Annotated in this window: 17 protein-coding genes; 2 read left to right on the plus strand and 15 right to left on the minus strand. The window is 46.9% G+C overall.

What is annotated here, in order from left to right:
* Positions 1 to 168: 168 nt before the first annotated feature.
* From cyoE to AB4111_RS04160, 3 genes are all read right to left on the minus strand, one after another.
* Positions 169 to 1026 carry a heme o synthase gene (gene cyoE, locus AB4111_RS04150; RefSeq protein ID WP_442030590.1) on the minus strand — a complete coding sequence of 286 codons (858 nt, stop codon included), beginning with the start codon at positions 1024 to 1026 and terminating at the stop codon, positions 169 to 171.
* A gap of 157 nt (positions 1027 to 1183) precedes the next feature.
* The gene (locus AB4111_RS04155) at positions 1184 to 1750 is read right to left on the minus strand and encodes a hypothetical protein (RefSeq protein ID WP_442030591.1); all 567 of its coding nucleotides are present in this window, start codon (positions 1748 to 1750) and stop codon (positions 1184 to 1186) included.
* A gap of 292 nt (positions 1751 to 2042) precedes the next feature.
* On the minus strand, positions 2043 to 2396 hold the full coding sequence (locus AB4111_RS04160; protein ID WP_310334611.1) for a DUF3243 domain-containing protein: 354 nt from the start codon (positions 2394 to 2396) through the stop codon (positions 2043 to 2045).
* 253 nt (positions 2397 to 2649) lie between these two features.
* Here AB4111_RS04160 and AB4111_RS04165 point away from each other — a divergent pair, with 253 nt between their 5' ends.
* Positions 2650 to 2859, plus strand: a complete 210-nt coding sequence (locus AB4111_RS04165; protein ID WP_442030592.1) for a hypothetical protein — start codon at positions 2650 to 2652, stop codon at positions 2857 to 2859.
* A 132-nt stretch (positions 2860 to 2991) separates the two neighbouring features.
* On the opposite strand, the gene AB4111_RS04170 is transcribed toward AB4111_RS04165, so the two are convergent.
* The 12 genes from AB4111_RS04170 to AB4111_RS04225 form a co-directional block, all read right to left on the minus strand.
* A complete protein-coding gene (locus AB4111_RS04170) occupies positions 2992 to 3903 on the minus strand; it encodes an NAD(P)/FAD-dependent oxidoreductase (RefSeq protein WP_442030593.1) in 912 nt (303 codons plus the stop codon).
* Between the two features lie 165 nt (positions 3904 to 4068).
* Positions 4069 to 5700: an S-layer homology domain-containing protein gene (locus tag AB4111_RS04175; RefSeq protein WP_442030594.1), complete on the minus strand. Its 1632-nt coding sequence runs from the start codon at positions 5698 to 5700 to the stop codon at positions 4069 to 4071.
* 94 nt (positions 5701 to 5794) lie between these two features.
* The gene (locus AB4111_RS04180) at positions 5795 to 6394 is read right to left on the minus strand and encodes a nitroreductase family protein (RefSeq protein ID WP_442030595.1); all 600 of its coding nucleotides are present in this window, start codon (positions 6392 to 6394) and stop codon (positions 5795 to 5797) included.
* Positions 6395 to 6546: 152 nt separating this feature from the next.
* Complete coding sequence (locus AB4111_RS04185) at positions 6547 to 6795, minus strand: hypothetical protein (RefSeq protein WP_339260642.1); 249 nt, start codon at positions 6793 to 6795, stop codon at positions 6547 to 6549.
* Between the two features lie 136 nt (positions 6796 to 6931).
* Positions 6932 to 7780, minus strand: coding sequence for an AraC family transcriptional regulator (locus tag AB4111_RS04190; RefSeq protein WP_442031572.1), 849 nt, complete (start codon positions 7778 to 7780; stop codon positions 6932 to 6934).
* An 80-nt stretch (positions 7781 to 7860) separates the two neighbouring features.
* A complete protein-coding gene (locus AB4111_RS04195) occupies positions 7861 to 8409 on the minus strand; it encodes a glutathione peroxidase (RefSeq protein WP_091017021.1) in 549 nt (182 codons plus the stop codon).
* Positions 8410 to 8595: 186 nt separating this feature from the next.
* Positions 8596 to 9492 (minus strand): carbohydrate ABC transporter permease, encoded by an 897-nt coding sequence (locus tag AB4111_RS04200; RefSeq protein WP_339241901.1) that lies wholly within the window; start codon positions 9490 to 9492, stop codon positions 8596 to 8598.
* A gap of 17 nt (positions 9493 to 9509) precedes the next feature.
* The gene (locus AB4111_RS04205) at positions 9510 to 10391 is read right to left on the minus strand and encodes a carbohydrate ABC transporter permease (RefSeq protein ID WP_442030596.1); all 882 of its coding nucleotides are present in this window, start codon (positions 10389 to 10391) and stop codon (positions 9510 to 9512) included.
* Positions 10392 to 10664: 273 nt separating this feature from the next.
* A complete protein-coding gene (locus AB4111_RS04210; RefSeq protein WP_442030597.1) occupies positions 10665 to 11981 on the minus strand; it encodes an ABC transporter substrate-binding protein in 1317 nt (438 codons plus the stop codon).
* 168 nt (positions 11982 to 12149) lie between these two features.
* Positions 12150 to 12992, minus strand: coding sequence for a response regulator transcription factor (locus tag AB4111_RS04215; RefSeq protein WP_442030598.1), 843 nt, complete (start codon positions 12990 to 12992; stop codon positions 12150 to 12152).
* Positions 12993 to 13015: 23 nt separating this feature from the next.
* Positions 13016 to 14836 carry a histidine kinase gene (locus AB4111_RS04220; RefSeq protein WP_442030599.1) on the minus strand — a complete coding sequence of 607 codons (1821 nt, stop codon included), beginning with the start codon at positions 14834 to 14836 and terminating at the stop codon, positions 13016 to 13018.
* A 190-nt stretch (positions 14837 to 15026) separates the two neighbouring features.
* Positions 15027 to 15794 (minus strand): helix-turn-helix domain-containing protein, encoded by a 768-nt coding sequence (locus tag AB4111_RS04225; RefSeq protein ID WP_442030600.1) that lies wholly within the window; start codon positions 15792 to 15794, stop codon positions 15027 to 15029.
* Positions 15795 to 15946: 152 nt separating this feature from the next.
* Here AB4111_RS04225 and AB4111_RS04230 point away from each other — a divergent pair, with 152 nt between their 5' ends.
* Positions 15947 to 18223, plus strand: coding sequence for an FAD-dependent oxidoreductase (locus AB4111_RS04230; RefSeq protein ID WP_442030601.1), 2277 nt, complete (start codon positions 15947 to 15949; stop codon positions 18221 to 18223).
* Positions 18224 to 18377: the final 154 nt, after the last annotated feature.

Raw genomic sequence — 18377 nt, forward strand, 5'->3', positions numbered from 1 at the left:
TTATAATTTCCACATATATAATTCAATTGTTTTATTATACCAAAAAAGCACACTAAAGAATATGTTTCAACAACTTAAGGTTGTCCAAACCCTATTCCATCGTGTGCTTTTTCATCCGGTGCAGGCTGTTAAAGCAGCCTCTCTCAAAATGATCTGTTCATCACTTGATTAAGACCAAGTCGTGTTCGCGACCATCACAATAAATACAAGCATGAGATAGTTCACCGAGATTAGAAAGTTCACTTTTGCCCACTTTTCATCATCCTGTGTCTTCAATCCGCTAAGTGTATGCACGAACCAGATCAGTCCACCGAGCAGAGATACAATCAGAAATACCAGACCAACGTAGTCGTAGTAATACAACAGGAATACAGCAGGAAGCAGCAGAAAAACATAAGGAATCATCTGAAACTTGGTGCGTTTCACCCCTTTAACCACAGGCAACAAGGGGAACCCCGCAGCACGATATTCCTCTACCCGGCGAATACCCAATGACCAGAAATGTGGTGGTTGCCAGAGGAACAATAGCGCGAACAGTAACCAGGCTCCCGCATCAATTTCATTGGTTACAGATGTATAACCAATGACAGGCGGCATCGCTCCCGCAATTCCACCGAGCGATGTGCTCCACGTTGAACTGCGTTTCAACCACATCGTGTAAATCACGATGTAAGCGAACCATCCAAGCAATGCCATCCAGCCTGATAACGGATTCACCAGGAGATACAGTACTGCTAGTCCCACTACACCAAGGATAATGCCATAGCCAAGTACAAACCCTGGCTTCAGATGGTTAATGTAATCCATCCTTTTTTTGGTGCGCTCCATCTTTTGGTCCAATTCACGGTCCCAATAATTGTTGATTACACAAGCTGAAGCAATAACCAAGGTTGATCCAATCACGACCAAGAGCAGAGTTAACCATGCGATATCCCATTTCGAAGCTACCCAGAACCCTACCGCCACCGCAAACACATTTAGCCGTAGAAGTCCGGGTTTAGTTAATGCAATCATGTCTTTAAGCATGAGGCTCCTCCTGAACTATGTAAAAACGCCATTCCAATAATGATACATGTACCTACCATTAATTACAATCGCTTTCATGAATTTGTCATAACCAAAAAGCATCCCTCACCGTTCCAATGAACCGGAGGAATGCTTGAATGATGAATTTCTTCTCATTTTATGGGATGTACTGCTGCACAATTTTGGTAACTTTTCCGTCCTGCACCGTCAGATGATATGGGAATACGGACAGGTCAAGAATACGGGTATTCTCATACAACGATTCGAACTTGGATAATGTCACAGGTTCATTCCACTGAATGTCTGCACCCTGCATCGTACCATCTCGATCATACAACTGCATCAACACTTCAGCATTGGCACTAACCTCAACCTGTTCCTGCTCTTTGCTGTCATTAACAATATAGTAACCATCTGGAGCACCGTCTATACCAGCTTCCGGATTGCGCTGTGCAAAAATCGCATCGGCTTCTTCACCCTGATACCAACCAATCTTGTCCACTGTCATAAACAATTTGCCGTCTTCCATGTGCATACCTTCAACATAGGCTGTAAACATCTCGGAGTTCGCAACCTGTGCTTCTTTGGCAGAAGGCTGTTGGGCATCCGCACTTTCTTGAGCATTCGCAGGGGTAAGCAAATATGTAGTCAGCACAATCATGCCAAGTAAAGCAACAACTGCACCGATCATTCGTAGTTTCCATTGTTTTGCCGCGTTCTTCATAGGTAACATCTCTCCTTAATATGAACGTTACTATTCCTTAACCGGAAGTCTTCCTTATCAAACGCTCAGGTGAACTATTAATTTCAACGTTCTCTCTTTTCCTATCATACTTGGAACAGCGAATATAAAAGTATCAGCCAGATTAAAAATAGTTACAATGAACGTCATTACTCCTGTCTGTCGTTTCCGTAAATGACAAGAACCCCTGAAAATCTCTCATTCAGGGGTTCTTGACTAGCATAAGATTCTTATGTTTGTTCATGAATCTTATGCTTATGCATACATGTTCATTTTAATGATTGGTTGTGGAGTCTTGAGCCAAACGAACGAGCATATGAGCCAGCATGTGACGTTCATCTTCCTTGCCGACATTCCACAGTTCCTGAAGCAATTTTTCTTCACGGTTACGAGGCTCTTCGTTCGCAGCCAAATGGTCAGCTACTTTCTGGGCAATTTTAGCCATCTGCTCTTCGCTTAATCCGATAGACTCGCCCATCGCAATTCGTTTACCCAGGTATTCTTTGAATGCATCAAAGTTCTGTAAAATCTGTTCTCTCTCTTCCGGTGCAATCTTCTCGATTGCATTGTCCACCTTGTCCGTTGAAACCTGACCATCTTTATGGATTACATGATTTTGTTCATTCATCTGAATAACCTCCTGTATATTAGTTGTTTATTGGTTTTAACCTTAGACTTAATAATCAATTGGTTATCTATAATATAAACGTATTGCAGAAGTTTAATCAGCACGTTCAATTCTGTATATATCTTCTATGGTATGAGCAAGTACACGTTTCAAAAGAACTACAGCGGTTAATCGTTTACATATGTGTAACGGTGTTTGGATATGTTAATGAACACCTTACACCTTATACAATACGAACCAGGAGGGATTTCCCATGCGTGATAAAACCAAACCTGAGAAGACAAAGGATGAACTTGAACCAGGCGTGAATACCGTTATCCATCCAGACAAAAATAATCCCGGACCAACCGATATGATCGAAGGTGTGGTTGGCGATATCGTGGAAAATATTCGGAAGGATTTCTCCCATGACTCGAAGTACAAAAATTCTTCTTCTCATTCGTCTGAGTCATCGGATAAATAATTGTCCTTTTTCCAGATGAAGTTAGCCCAAAAAGACCTCCAGTCATATTCATGGCTTGGGAGTTCTTTTTGGATTAAGGAAAAGTAGTATTCTAATTGTTCTAACTCAAAATTTTGATCATGAAATCCACATTTAATCCTTTGTCATCTGCTGTAACGCCTTATGAATCCAGATCGCGGCAATGGAACCTTCCCCCATCGCAACGGTTGCTTGTTCTGCGTGCAGTCCCAGATCCCCGGCTATCCACACATTCGTCGCTGCCTGCAAGCTGCGCGGATTAGCTTCTACATGTTTATTATCAGCGATCACAGCTCCAAGCTGCTCCGCCAGTTCATAGTGTACCCGATTGCCTCCAAAAGCGATAAAACCTCGCTCAGACTCAAAGATCTGTCCATCTTCGGTCAGAATACCGGTGATATGGCCATCCTCAATCTGTTGCACTTCCTGAACAGCCGCTTCCAGATAACGAACGCCCGCCTCTTTCATGCTGCGGTGAAGCTCTGCAGAGATGGGGGCCTGCTCATGATTGATATATAACAGATCATTCGTACGCTGAATTAAAATCATCGCCATATTGGCACCTGCTTCGCCAGATCCCAATAGTACCGTACGTTGATCCTGAATCTCATAACCATCACAATCGGGGCAGACATAGACTGTTCGGCCAAGCGTCGGGGTTAATCCCGGAATATCCGGAACTCGATCCGATAGACCCGTTGCCAATAACACAGTTTTGCTCCTATATTCAACTCCGGAAGTACCGAACAATTGAATCTTCTCTCCATGACGGCCTGCTTGCACAATACGGTCTTTCTCAAAAGATACACCGGTCCGCTCTGCCTGCATCCTGCCTCGGGCTCTGAGCTCTTCACCGGATACCCCATCGGGGAACCCAAGGATATTATGATACGTCCGGCACAGGGTTGATCTGCCTTCTCCCGCGTCGATTACCAACACCTGATGAGCTGAATAACGTCCAAGCTGAATGGCTGCCTGAAGCCCTGCGAGCCCCCCACCTACAATTATGCAATCAACCTCTCGCATGCTTCTTCTCCTCCTAAACACTATATATATTTTGTCCTTATATACATTAAACCGTTCAGCCAAGCTTAAACGATTCCTCATATTGCTTATCTTATACCAAAACAAACAGACCCAAACCATCCGGCTGTATCCCGGTTCGCTTGAGTCTATCCAAATCATGAATATTTAGAAGTTATACGATTCAAATCGCGAAGCATTCGAAATGGCGTTCCATACATCGGCTGTTTCGCCGCCCATATACCAGTAAGCCAGACCGGCAATCTGCCGTTGCTCACTCATCAACACTTTGGCCGATAACGAACGACTGTCCTCTGCCCATATATATCTTGTCATACCGTTACTGTTGTACCCAATCATATATTGAACCAGACTTGCATCCCATCGTCTTACAGATCCTGCGGCATGCGCGCGCGTTCCCTGTTCTGACAATGTAATGTCCCAAGAACTACTTGCCGGATTCACTGAAGACCAGTCTCGTGTATACAACGGAAGGGCCAAAATGGTTTTGGGACGTACCACCTCGGAGAGCATAGTATCCAATGCCCTTTCCACCCATGGAAGAGACGCCACGGATCCCGCTATCGGATCACCGTTCCAGTGTTCCTCGTATCCCATCAGCACCATATAATCCGACACAGCGCCCAGTTTGGCATAATCAAATGCATCCGTCCAATCTGTACCCAGATCTGGTGATACATCCACAGACACAACTGCACCCAGCGCGTGCAACGTAGCCGTCAAGGAGGTCACAAATGCCGTTAACCCTTCACGATCCGCAGGATCAACATTCTCGAAGTCCACATTAATACCGTCCAGTTTATATGTTTTGACATAAGCGGCTACCTGTGAGATGACAGCCGCTCGGTTGGATGAGCTGGATAACATCTGATGCGTAAGTGCCGAATCGGAACGATTCCCAAGCAATGGCCATAACTGCCTATCTGTGGCGGATGCCCAGGAGATCAGTGCCGGGTCCGCGTGATCCGTTACTTTCATACTGCTGTTCAGGAAAAACCAGCGCGGGACGAGCGTATTCACTTCAGATTGTTCCACCTGCTTCTTGAATTCAGCGGTAGTGGAATTATATTGCCAGCCCAACTGAACGCCGAGTTCATCTCCACGTTGTAACTGTTCAGACCATGTTTTCTTTTGTAAAATGGCATCAAGCATTACGGCTGCTTCTTCTCGCGTTACCTGATCATGCGGTCGGAACATGCCTCCGCTTCCCCGCATTAGTCCAAGCTGGTATACCGTCTGCACATAAGGGCGTGCCCAAGCCGATATATCTGCTGCATCGAAATACGTTGAAGACAAAAGCGCTGTCTCTGACGGTTGCTGTTTCAACATCCGAACAAGCAGCGCTGCCGCTTCTTCACGCGTAATGGACGCATTCGGCTGGAACGTTCCCTGACCCTTGCCTTCCAGAATGAAAAGATTCGTCATGGCCGCAACGTTGCCGTAATACCAGGCATTCATACTGATATCCTGATAAGGATTGATATTATTTTTTACTGGCTTCAAACCTAGCAATCTCACCGCAAATGTCGCAAATTCTGCACGAGTGACGGCTTTCTTCGGTTCAAATGTAGTCTCTGACGTACCGGCAGCAATGCCTTTGTTCACCAAATGTGTAATGGCATCCTTGGCATAGCTGGTACGGGTATCCTGAAACTGTTGCTGCACAGTGGCAGCCTTAACGGTTGTGCTATAACCACACATCGATCCAAGTACTACTAGCCCGCATAAAGCCGCTTTCCACACATGTTGGCTCGTAATATCTTTTAATCTATTATTCACATCAAAAAGCCTCGCTTCATTGGATTACGATCAACTATCATCGTATCAAATTGAAGCGAGGCCGTATGTGGTTAAATGTTGGGAAATGCGAAGCTTACTTGTGTACTTTTACGCGCTCTTCAATCGGTTGGAATTCTTTCTCACCCGGTGTTGCCGTTGGTTTACCAAATGGCATCTGAGCGATCAATCTCCAGTTCTCTGGAATGTTCCATTCTTGTTTCACTTTTTCGTCAATCAACGGATTATAATGCTGCAAAGATGCACCCAGACCTTCTTGTTCCAGAGCCGTCCAGATTACCAGTTGCAACATACCGTTGGATTGGTTAGCCCAGATCGGGAAATTATCTGCATAAGCTGCAAAGTTCTGTTGAAGCTGTGCGATTGCATTGTTATCTTCAAAGAAGAGAACCGTACCGTATCCACTACGGAATCCGGTCATTTTTTCAGCTGTGGATTTAAATGCTTCTTCATTGCCTACCACTTCACGCAAAATTTCTTCTGTGTGATTCCACAATTTATCATGTTGTTCGCCGAGCAGTACTACAGCACGGGATGTTTGTGAGTTAAAGGAAGTTGGTGTATATTTCACCGCTTCTTCTACGATTTCCTGGATTTTAGCATCCGAAATTGTAGATTCCTTGCTGATTCCATAATAAGATCTTCTGTTTTTCAACGCATCAAAAAAAGTAGTCATTCTTATTCGCCTCCCAAATTTTTTTCATTTGCCAACATAGTAACTATAATATAGTAACATACATTAGTCAACAAACTAATTTATTTTCACTAAATATACATTCACCGAAAATACTTCATCATTTTTCCTCAAACAGCCATTAACGTAATCCTTCACTCGCCTTTTTTGCGATAATCCGCCCGGTATTTCTCTTCGGTAGACGAGTTGCTTTTTGTTTGATCCTTGTTCTTCTCTTCCTGAGCCTCCATATTCAGATCTTCCATCGGAATTGGATCTACAGTCTGTTCTTCTTCATAACGATCAAGCAGACTTTCGTGCTCTGTCTTATATTGTTCAGGATTGTCATGGGATTGTTCCTGACGGGTATCGTTGTTATTCTGATCCGGTGTGCGCTGTTTCATTCATATTCGCCTCCTCTGGTTTCATTACCTTTCTTTACCTGTTCTGCGTGTGCTCTAAACACAGTAATACGCATTCTCCGAACGAAAATCAACAAAAAAAGCCAACCAGACAAGCTGGTCAGCTTATAGAAGACTTCTATGATTGGCGATGCAATTGGGTACGGTACAGATCAGGCGAACATCCCACACTTTGTTTGAACATCCGACTAAAATGCGAAAGGCGTTTGAAACCGGACAATCGACTTGCCTCTGTCACCGTGATCTCTGGTTGGAACTGAAACAAAAGCTTGGCCTGATTGATACGACGGTCATACAGGTATTTGAATATCGTCAAACCTGTCATTTCCTTAAACATGCCTGCCAGATATGGTTTGGAAAGATGTAATTCCAGTGCCAAATCATCCAGACCAATATCCTTCATATAATGTGTATCCACATAACGAATAATATGCTGGACATGGCGCTCCTTCTCCGATGAGGGAAGTTGTTCTTCGACATCACCCTGGCAGATCTCTGCTACAAAATATAACAGATCACATAGTCTGACATTCATGCGCTCTTGTCTGAAATGGCTCTGACTCTGAGATAGACGATGAAGATCATGCAATAGAGCTTCAAATTCAGAGCGGCTATCCCCCGTCAGATTGACCCGGCAATTTCTGAGTTCTTCAAATGGCCTCAGGACCTCAACTATACGGTCAGCATGCAGGCTGCTGCGTATGGCAGACGGATCAAAATGCAATGTGCTTCGCTCATAAGTACTGCCAGGCTTCGGATGTGGTCGATGAAGAGTCAAGCCATGCATTAACACCAGATCACCCGGCTTCAGGTTGTATACCCGGTCTCCTATAATGTAAGTACATTCTCCATCATGAAAATAATAAATCTCATAATGTGGATGTGAATGGAATCCATCTGACTTGCCCGGGTTATATACAGTGGTGGAACGGTAACTATACTCTAGTGAAGCACTAAATTGCATCATGCTCGGCACATTCATGCACCTCCTGTTCGGAAGAGGGAAACGATTTGTGTCATGCCCCTGTAGGATATATGAAAGTGAAATTATAGAAGCTGCTTAATACTCTCTTGAATCTCGTCAATGGAGTCGATAGGTTCGAAGCGTCTAACCACACGACCTTCTGCATCAATCAGGAATTTCGTGAAATTCCATTTGATTGCATCTCCATGTAACCATTCTGGTGCTTTATCGGACACCATCAATTTCAATAGTTTGGCCTGTATATCGGTTTCATCAAAGCCAGCAAAAGGCCCTGATTTTTTCAAAAAGTCGTAGAGGGGGTGCGCCCCTTCTCCATTCACGTCCAATTTGGAGAACATCGGAAATTTCACACCATAGTTAATCTGGCAGAAGGATTCTGCTTCCGAACTGCTTCCAGGCTCTTGCTCTGCAAACTGGTTGCATGGGAAACCAATAATCTGAAGTCCTTGATCCTTGTACTGGTCATACAGCTTCTGCATGTCATCAAACTGGTGCGTATATTTACATTTACTTGCCGTGTTTACGATGAGCACAGGTTTTCCTTCATATTGATAGAGTGGGAAACGCTCTCCACTGGTTCTGGTTACGGTAAAGTCGTAGATGGTTGGCATAAGTCTAGTGCACCTCGCGATAGTTATGTAGTCATACAGCATCATATGATTTTATATTATATACGAAGTTTGAACTATTGTATTGCGGAAAGATCGTTATTCTCCCTTTCAACAGAAAACCCTTCTGCCGCGAAAATTTCTTCGTTCAGCAAAAGGGGTATATGATGGATTGCAGTGGTAGCAGCTTCAGCCCTTCACGGCACTTCCTGCCACGCCCTGAATAATATAATGCTGCCCCACCAGAAAAACGATGATCATCGGAATAATGCCTGCCGTGGCAGCGGCCATCATGCCGTTGTAATCCACATTGTTCTCCAGAATAAAGTTCTGCAGACCAAGCGGCACGGTATACAGGTCTTTGTCGATGAGGAACACAAGCGCATTCTCATAGTCATTCCAGTGCCAGGAGAAATCAATGATCGCAAGTGTAGCCAGCGCTGGCTTCGCCAAGGGCAGAATCAGTCTGAAGAATATACGCAGGTGACCCGCACCATCGATAAACGCCGCTTCTGAGATCTCGGATGGCACCGACAGGAAGAATTGCCGAAGCATAAACACCCCAAAGATCGTGAACATTCCAGGCAGGATCAGGGCCCAATGCGTATTATAGATGCCGACCCATTCGAACATGAGAAACTTGGGTACAAAGAGCACCTGCGGGGGCACCATCATCATCGAGAGATAGATGAGGAACAGTGTCTCCCGTCCTTTGAATTGAATTCGTGCAAAGCCATAGGCTGCAAACGCCGAAAGAAATACAGCTCCAATGGTGCTAATTAGCGATATTTTCAACGAGTTCAGATAATATGTGGCAAAGGTATCCGCTCCGCTCCAGACTTTAATGTGATGCTCCCAGTTCAGGCTGGAGGGTATCCATTGGATGGGATAGGTGAATACGTCCGCAGGAGATTTGAACGACGTGCTAATCATCCAGATGAACGGCATAATCATCAGCAAAGCAAACCCGGACATCAGAAGTGTCAGTATGATTCTTCGAATCTGGGTTAAGGACTCCATGCGGAATTTACCTTTAGGTGCATGCGGAGCTGTGGGCTTCGCGTTTGCGGCAATTGATTTCTCCATAACGATCCCTTCCCTCCTTAATAGTGAACCCAACGTTTCTGTCCAACCCACTGCAATACTGTGAAGACCATGATGATGGCAAAGAGCGCCCAGCTAATGGCAGCAGCGTATCCCATCTCGTAATAGCGGAAGGCATTCTGGTAGATAAAAAGCGACAACACTGTTGTACTGTTTCCCGGCCCACCCTGAGTAATCGCCTGAATAATGCCAAAGTTTTTGATCGTCATAATCAGTCCTGTTATCAGCAGTAAAAAGGTCGTTGGGCTCACAAGCGGCCAGATCACTTGACGAATGGTCTGCCAAGGGCGGGCTCCATCAATCTTAGCAGCCTCAACTAATTCCTCCGGGATCTCTTGCAGAGCTGCTAAATAAATAATCATGTTGTACCCCAGCATGAACCAAATCCAGATGATATCAATCGCATACATGGACCATTCCGTTGTCGATAACCAGCCAGGTGGATTTGTAATACCGATCCCCCGCAAAAAACCGTTAATCGGTCCCGACGTTGGCTGGAACAGCAGCATCCAGACAAAGGCGATCGCAACGCCGCTAGTGATATAGGGCATGAAATAGAGGGCACGCAGTGTTTTTTGCCAGTACACCGACTTGTTCAATGCTACAGCCACGATAAATGCCAAACCCATCGATATTGGAACCGCTAACAGAAATACAATTGTATTTCGCAGCGCTACCCCAAACAGATCATCATTCAACATTCGGCGGATATTGTCCAGCCCCACGAAATGTGTCTCCGGGCTCATGAATTTGTAATCGGTGAACATGAGATAGAATGAATAGACAGCCGGTATAATAAAAAACAACAGCACGCCAATCATATTGGGCCCAATAAACAAATACCCGAGCCTGCTCTGTCGTTTCATCCAGGATTTATGCATATGCTCCCCCACTCCTTAACATCTGTTCTGGAATTAAGCATAACAAGATGTCCTCCAGTATTTAAGGAACAAAACCCTGTACCTGATATCACAGATATATGTATTTTGTCAGTCCCTTACGGGAGGATAACAACATGGAATTGTTCTATTTTCTTTAGGCCGGATAACCTGGCTAATGTCATACCTATAATGCTTTTTTTCGTCTATTGTTTATATTGAGAAGAAAAAAACCGCCCCCTTGGGGACGGTCTTCGGACTCATTGCTTTTGCATTCTATTGATTCTGCTTCAGCCAGTCATTATGGCGTTTGACCATGTTCTGTACAGTAACTTCGGCAGTCTGGTTACCAAGGAAGAACTTTTCATACTCCTGTGCACGCAGATCGACCACCTCTTGCGCAATGCTGCGGACAAACGTAGGTGTCTTGTCACCGTACAACACAAATTCCAGTGACTCTTTGTCATAAGAATCGGCATAATCACCGAGCAAATGATCAATGGCAGTCTGTTGATCAACCGCATTCGAGGAAGGCAGACGTCCACCGGCAGCCATCGGCATCATTCCCCCATCTGCGTACCATTTCAAGAACTCCCATGCGGCTTCTTTATTTTTCGACTTGGAATTGATCGCGATAAAGTCACCAAGTCCTCCGCTCTTCACCATATCTGCTTCCTGTGCAGCCAGTCTCGGTACCGGAGCAAAGGCGATTTTCCAATCCCGTGGGAACTCGGTCATGTTGTTCGACGTGCGAATCAGCCATTCCCCGATGTTAATCATGGCAGACTCACCACCAAGGAACATGTTCTCCACCGGCATTTTGGAAGTCAACTGTTCGCCGAGTGGAGGTGTGGTTGCATCCTCTTTCATCATTCCGTTCAATGTCTCCAGCCATTTGGTGACGAGCGGATCGTCGAGATTGGAAGTACCGTCCGCCTTAACATAGCCGTTCTTGACCAGTACAGAATCGAGCGGGTCCACATAGGAAGCGGTATGCTGCACCAAACCGTACTTGAAACCGGTTTTCTTCAGCTTGAGCGCATATTCACGGGCTTCATCCCAAGTCCAGGCTGTGGGTACACTCAGTCCGGCCTGATCAAGCGCTTTCATATTTAAAGCGAAGAAGGCAGCGTTTTTCTTGGTGGGCATACCGTAATATTTGCCTTCTACTTTCCACGAAGCCGCGTCTTCTCCCATTTTCTCGTCAATGTTGTAGTCCGTGAACTCACCAAGATCCAGTGCCGTCCCACCCTTGATGCGTTTATCGAGATTCGTCAGGGTGTAATTGACATATAAGTCAACGTTCTGTCCGGTGGACAGCGCCGTATCCAGCTTCAGGTTACCGTCGTCGTCATTCACAAACCGCACATATTCCACCTGAATGTCAGGATGCTCTGCATTCCAGGTATCCACGACTTCCTGCGGACCATTCTCCGGCGGCACTGCGCCCCACATGGTAAGCTTCACTTTTCCCGCTGCTGCTCCACCACCGTTATCTCCACCGTTCGTCTCATTTTTACCAACACAGCCGGCAAGTAAGCCCAGCATCAGCGCACCAACGATGAACCCCGTTAATCCTTTTTTGATTCTCATCTGGTCACATGACCTCCCTGAATTGAAGTGGTACCTTCCATAACATCGTAGCAGGGACCTTGCTGGGTTCATAAGATACATATCCATGATTCGAATTGAACAAAAATACGGATTTCGCTTCCTTGCCTGAGCACTCGGTACACATATTCCTTCTACTCATCCTGTAAGTCATGAGCGATGGCGATATTGACTGGGCGTGCAACCGGTCCAGCGCTTGAATATTTTGATGAAATAATTATCGCTTCCGAACCCTACCCGGTAACCAATCTCCTGTACGGGAAGATCCGTCTCACGCAAGTATTCCGCCGCTTTCTCCATCCGTACCCCATGCAGGTAATGAATCAGGGTATGGCCGGTTTTCTTTTTGAACAAAGCACTCACATAATTCTCACCCATCATCACATACCGTGACATCGATTTGACGGTAATGTCCTGATCGTAATGCTGACCGATATACTCAATTATTTTGCTAATCTCCGGATGCTTCACAATCGGCTCACGAACAGGTGTAAATGGAAGATCAGTCTCAGACGGGGGTGCAGAAGAGACCGTAAGGGACGCCGGCGTTGATGTGAGCTCCGAGGCAGGAGGCGCCACTTCATGATGATTTGTCTCTGTCTGTGTCTCCGTGTAAGCTCCCAATTCCGCGCTTACCTTCCGTAATGTATCACGCAATGAATTCACACTCATCGACAGCTTCAGAATATAATTGGAAGCCCCGTACTCCATTGCACGGCGTACATATTCAAACTCCCCCATACAGGTTAGCATCACAAACTTGGTTTTTAACCCGGCCTGACGCGTCTGTTTGAGTAATTCCAGACCATCCATACCCGGCATGACAATATCGGTCAGTACCAGATCAGGTGCATCCTGTATAATCATCGCCAGCGCTTCGGTCCCGTTACCGGATTCTCCGATGACCGTGAAGCCTAGCTCCTCCCAGGAAATAATCTCTCGCACCGACTCCCGTACAAATACCTCATCCTCTACAAGTAATACTTTCCACATGCCCGATTCCCCTCTCCAGTCGGCTAGTCTGATCGCTTCTGTACATAAGGCGTCGACAATAAAAAAGGAATGCTGAACCTGACCAATGTCCCCGGCTTGGTATCGATCACTTCAAGTTCACTTTGGCCTTTGAACAATAATCGCAGTCGTTCTTTAAGGTTGGACAGGCCAATCCCCGGGCGCGTGCGGGTCATCTGCTGACGTTTCGATTCCTCCATGCCAATTCCATTGTCTGCTACCTCCAGCATCAGCATTCCTGTGTCTTGCCTATATATCCCGATGCGGATCTGTCCAAGTTGCTCCATTGGTCCCACACCATGATGAATGGCATTCTCCACAAGTGGCTGCAAGCTCAGCTTGGGTACCAGCGCATACTCCAGCTTATCGTCAAAGTCACAAGTCACCTCAAAGCTATCGCGGTAACGAATCCGCTGGATATGAAGATAGGCTTGAACCAGCTCAATCTCGTCCTTCAGGTATACCAATTCGACCTGTGAATTCAGGCTGACCTCCAGTAATTTTCCCAAGGAAACACACATCTCGGAGATCTCCTCATTCCCGCTTCGTATCGCACTCCATTTCATTGTATTCAATGTATTCAGGAGAAAGTGCGGATTCATCTGGGCGAGGAGCATATGAAAATGTACCGCTTCCTTCTGGCGTTCTTCTGCTTTGAGTCTGTTAATCATCTGATTGGCATCATCCAGCATCGTATTGAAGGTACGCGTCAGCTCCAGTACTTCCCCACGACTGCGGCCTTCGGGAATACGAATCTTGAGGTTTTTGCGGACAACCTCCCTCATCTTATTCTGTAAGTGCGACAAGGGGCGCGTGAACGTTGCCGAGATCATAAAAGCCATCACTACAAATGCGCCTGTGAAGCCAAAAAAGGTCAGAAAGTACCGCTGTTTAAGCTCGGATATCTCTGTAAACAGGATGGACAGCGGAATACGATTCACCATATACCAGTCCAGTGATTCGATGTACACGTAGTTAATCAGCGTATCCGAGGCTGGATCAGTCAGATAAGCCTGTGCCGGATGCAGAGCTATTTCACGTGTAACTTCCGGGGACAGCGCCGCTGTTTTGGATGATCTGGCTATGGTCTCTCCACTTCCTGTAATAAGGTAATACTCCTGATTAGTTTGTGAATCCTTCAACATCGTTTGGAACCAGTACGAGTAATCAATGCTGATTCGAGCCAATCCGTACCGCTTGCCGCTGCTATCTTTCATATAGGCATACAGCGACAATAGATACGGGCTGGAAGATAACTCCCGCAGCACATGGTTGGTATCCCGGGCATCCCAGCGATAGAAGAGTTCTTCCGATTGAAGCGGGTGCGAATCTGCACTGCCTTTTGGAATGGTTATTTCTCCAAGACGTTCGCGGAATTGCTCCAGATAAGGGCCATAAGCCAGTGCTGTTTTTGGCAAATACGAAGTGTAAACGCTATCATAAAAATCCAGCAAGGTGAAATACACCGAGGGATTATATAGAAAGAAACTGTTGTTAATCATCTTGAACTTTTCTTCCACCAGTGACTTGTTCTCCAGCGGCGTACGACTGTCCGGGGAAGTTAGCACACTTCTTACCGCCGAATCCTGCTCCAAAAAAATAAGCGTTTTGAAGGCAATGCTCATCTGATCCTCCAGAGAGCGGTACATCTGCACCAGCTGCTCATGGCTCTGTTCACTGATTTTCTGCTCAACAAGGGATTCAATCTGCTGATAATTGTAAACATTCAATGCACTGAACGGCAAGAGAATCAACACCACAAATGCACCAAACAGACGGTACCTGAGCCGCTGTGGCAACCAACGCTTCCAGTTTGGCTTCTTCATTCTTATGTGCTCGCTCCCCTGCAATTAATGACCCCATTATAGCACCACCCTGCCATTTACAGCCGCAGTTGATTGATTTGCATGGATTTGTGATATTCGTTGCCTGCATCCATGTGAAATGCACAGATATGTTCTATTGGTGAAAGAAATGAATGAATCGATGGTTGGTTGGTTCGTTGGGACCCTCATCTCACACTTGATGTCTTCTCCGATACTCCGAGGGGCTAATTCCTATGGTGGACGAAAATACACGGCTCAGATAAAATCCGTTCTCATATCCACATCTCTCGGCGATCTGCGTAAGGGTCAGACGGCTATCTGCCAGCAAGGCTTTTGCTTTTTTGAGACGAATCGCCTTCAGATAATCGGATGGTGTTTCTTGAAAGGCCTCCCGGAACCTTCGGGTGAGCTGGACTGGACTCAATGCCAAATGTTCAGCCAACGTTCGCAGACTCACCGCCTCTCCTGCCCACTCCTCCAACAAAATCGCTGCTTCTGCCATCAGAGCATCTTCCGTGAATTTTCGTTCCATTAGCCTGCTCTGCCTACGCTCCCATTGATACAGCCGCCACAATTCCAGCATCAGATGGGTTTTCCATCCCGTTGCTGCCTCATCATTCTCTTCGCTTGCCTGACGCAGATAAGCATATGTTGAAGTCAGCCGTTTCGTATCATTAATCAGAGATTTTCCGATTGGCGGCAGAAGCTTCTCCCCCTCTGCGGTGTTACAAGAGAACTGCATATAGTGAAACGTCAGCGGGGTTACCGTCTCTCTGCGAAAAGGAACTTGAGGTGGACACAACACCAGATCAGCGAAACCCGCTTCACCGCTCTGCCCTCCAATTTCATACCGAAACATCCCTTCTTCAACGGCAAAAACCACCCAAGCGTCGTAGATATCTTCTGCGAGCGCAAATGCAGCTTTCTTCTTCCAGTAGATGTGGTTAAGGAGGTCCATGATACACCTGCCTTTGTTATGAAATAAAGTATATGCTCGATGATAATATAGTGTATTTGAAAAGTAAATATATAGAACTAATATGAAATTATAGATATGAAATATGAAATCTAAGCTTAGACTCATCCATATTCAATGAGAGAGGTGTTTGTATGAAGCACGAACTCGTTAAACCGGATATCACCGTCATCGGCGGCGGGCTTGCTGGCGTATGTGCTGCGATATCTGCTGCCCGGCTGGGCCAACAGGTCGCGCTGGTACAGAATCGACCCGTGCTCGGCGGTAATTCCAGCAGCGAAGTACGGGTGTGGGTCTGTGGCGCTACCGCCCACGGAATTAATCGCTATGCTCGCGAGACAGGCATCATGGGGGAACTATTTGTAGAGAATCAATATCGTAATCCGGAGGGTAATCCCTATCTATGGGACTTGGTCATTCTGGAAGCCGTTCGAGCCGAACCCAACATCCGTCTATATCTGAATACCGATGTCCATGAAGTCGAGGCCACGGGGGATGCAGAGGAACGCACGATCACCTCTGTAACCGGGTGGATGATGGGGTCTGAACGCAAAATCCGATTTGAGAGCCAGATCTATCTGGACTGTACGGGCGATGGACTGGTTGGCTTTTTGGCTGGTGCCAAGTTTGCACTCGGCCGGGAAGCCCGCAGCGAATACGGTGAAGAATGGGCGCCGGAGGTTGCCGATCAGATCACGCTGGGCAGTACACTACTCTTTTATACCAAGGATACGGGTGCACCCGTCCGTTATATCCCGCCTTCTTTTGCCAAAGATATCACGCAGACGAGTATTCCAATTCGCCGGGTCATTCGCAGCGGGGATTCCGGTTGTCATTACTGGTGGATTGAATGGGGCGGTGAACATGACACCGTACACGACAATGAGCTGATCCGTGATGAACTATGGTCCGTGATCTACGGGATCTGGGATTATATCAAAAATTCCGGTAAATTCGAAGCCGACCATATGACGTTGGAGTGGATCGGTTCCCTGCCCGGCAAAAGGGAGTACCGCCGCTTCACGGGTGACTATGTGCTCACTCAGAACGATATTATCAGCCAGCGGGAGTTCCCGGATGCCGTTGCCTTTGGCGGCTGGTCCATTGACCTGCATCCCCCGCAGGGCATGTATGCCGAAGCGAGCGGCTCGAAGCATATGCATGCCGATGGCGTGTATCACGTGCCGTTCCGCTCGTTGTATTCCGCCAATGTGTGGAATATGCTCATGGCCGGACGCGACATCAGCGCATCACATGTCGCCTTCGGCACAACGCGCGTCATGGCAACATGCGCGGTCATCGGCGAAGCCGCGGGTACGGGCGCAGCGCTCTGCGCGGCCATGGGGGTGTCGCCGCGCGAGTTGTACGCGAGGCATCTGGCGACGCTGCAGCAGACGTTGCTGCGGCAGGACGCTTCCATCATCGGGGTGCGTAGCCACGATGAGCTGGATCTGGCCCGGCGTGCCAAGGCTTCAGCCTCCAGCACGCTGAAGGGCATCGCTCTTGAGCAGCCTGGCGAGACGTACCCGCTGGGTACGGATGTTGCCCTGCTGCTGCCTGTGCATCCATTGCTCAGCGGCCTGGAGCTGCTGCTGGATGCTTCCAGCGATACCGCGCTGACGGTAGAGCTGTGGGATACGGGGCGTAAGGAGAATTACGTCCCCCATACGTTACAAGTTACGGCGACCGCTAAAGTTACAACGGGAACCAGGCAGTGGGTGAAGCTTCCGCTTGAATGGCGACCGGAAGAACCGCAGAATGCTTTTATCATTATCCGGGCGAATGAAGACGTCACCCTCTACCATTCCACGGAAGCACACAGCGGGGTACTGCTCTTCTTCAGAACAGAAGAGAACCATGTGTCCAAAAATCTGGAGGATCATGCCACGGATCAACCCGTTGTATTGTGGTCCATGCAGGGGTTGGCGCGTCAGCCATTCTGCTGTCGTACCCTTTCTGAGACGACGGCCTATTCACCAGAAAATACAGTCAACGGTTATCATCGCCCTTACGGCGGGCCACAGCAGTGGATGTCCCAACCGATGCAGTCTGGCAAGCCGGAATGGGTGCAATTGACATGGGAAGAGCCACAAACTTTGGCTGAACTGCACCTGACGTTTAATGATGATGTGAACGAGGATCTGGTTAATCTGCATCACCATCAGACAACATTCCGTGTCATTCCTGAACTGGTGCGTGATTATCGGGTCGAGGTATTGAGTCGGTCTGGGGAATGGCTTGAGATTGTAAGTGCAGCAGAAAACCGTAAAAGGAAAGTCATTCATCGTCTGCATACTCCTGTGCATACACAGGCGCTTAGAGTAAACATTGATGCCACCAATGGCAGCAAGTACGCGGAGTTGATCGAGATTCGCGCCTATGGGGAGTCAACGTTGACAGGTAAGAGTTAATCGCAAAACACATTAAAATAACCCCCTGGGATTCTCATGAATTCCAGGGGGTTATTTTAATGTGTTTAAAGTATAGAATATTCGAAGGATTATAGAACAAAATAGGTGCTCTTTCAAACAAAGGAGGATACAGGAAACGGTATCCCCTATCCTC

The sequence above is a fragment of the Paenibacillus sp. 2KB_22 genome, assembly GCF_052115745.1.
Taxonomy (GTDB): Bacteria; Bacillota; Bacilli; order Paenibacillales; family Paenibacillaceae; genus Paenibacillus.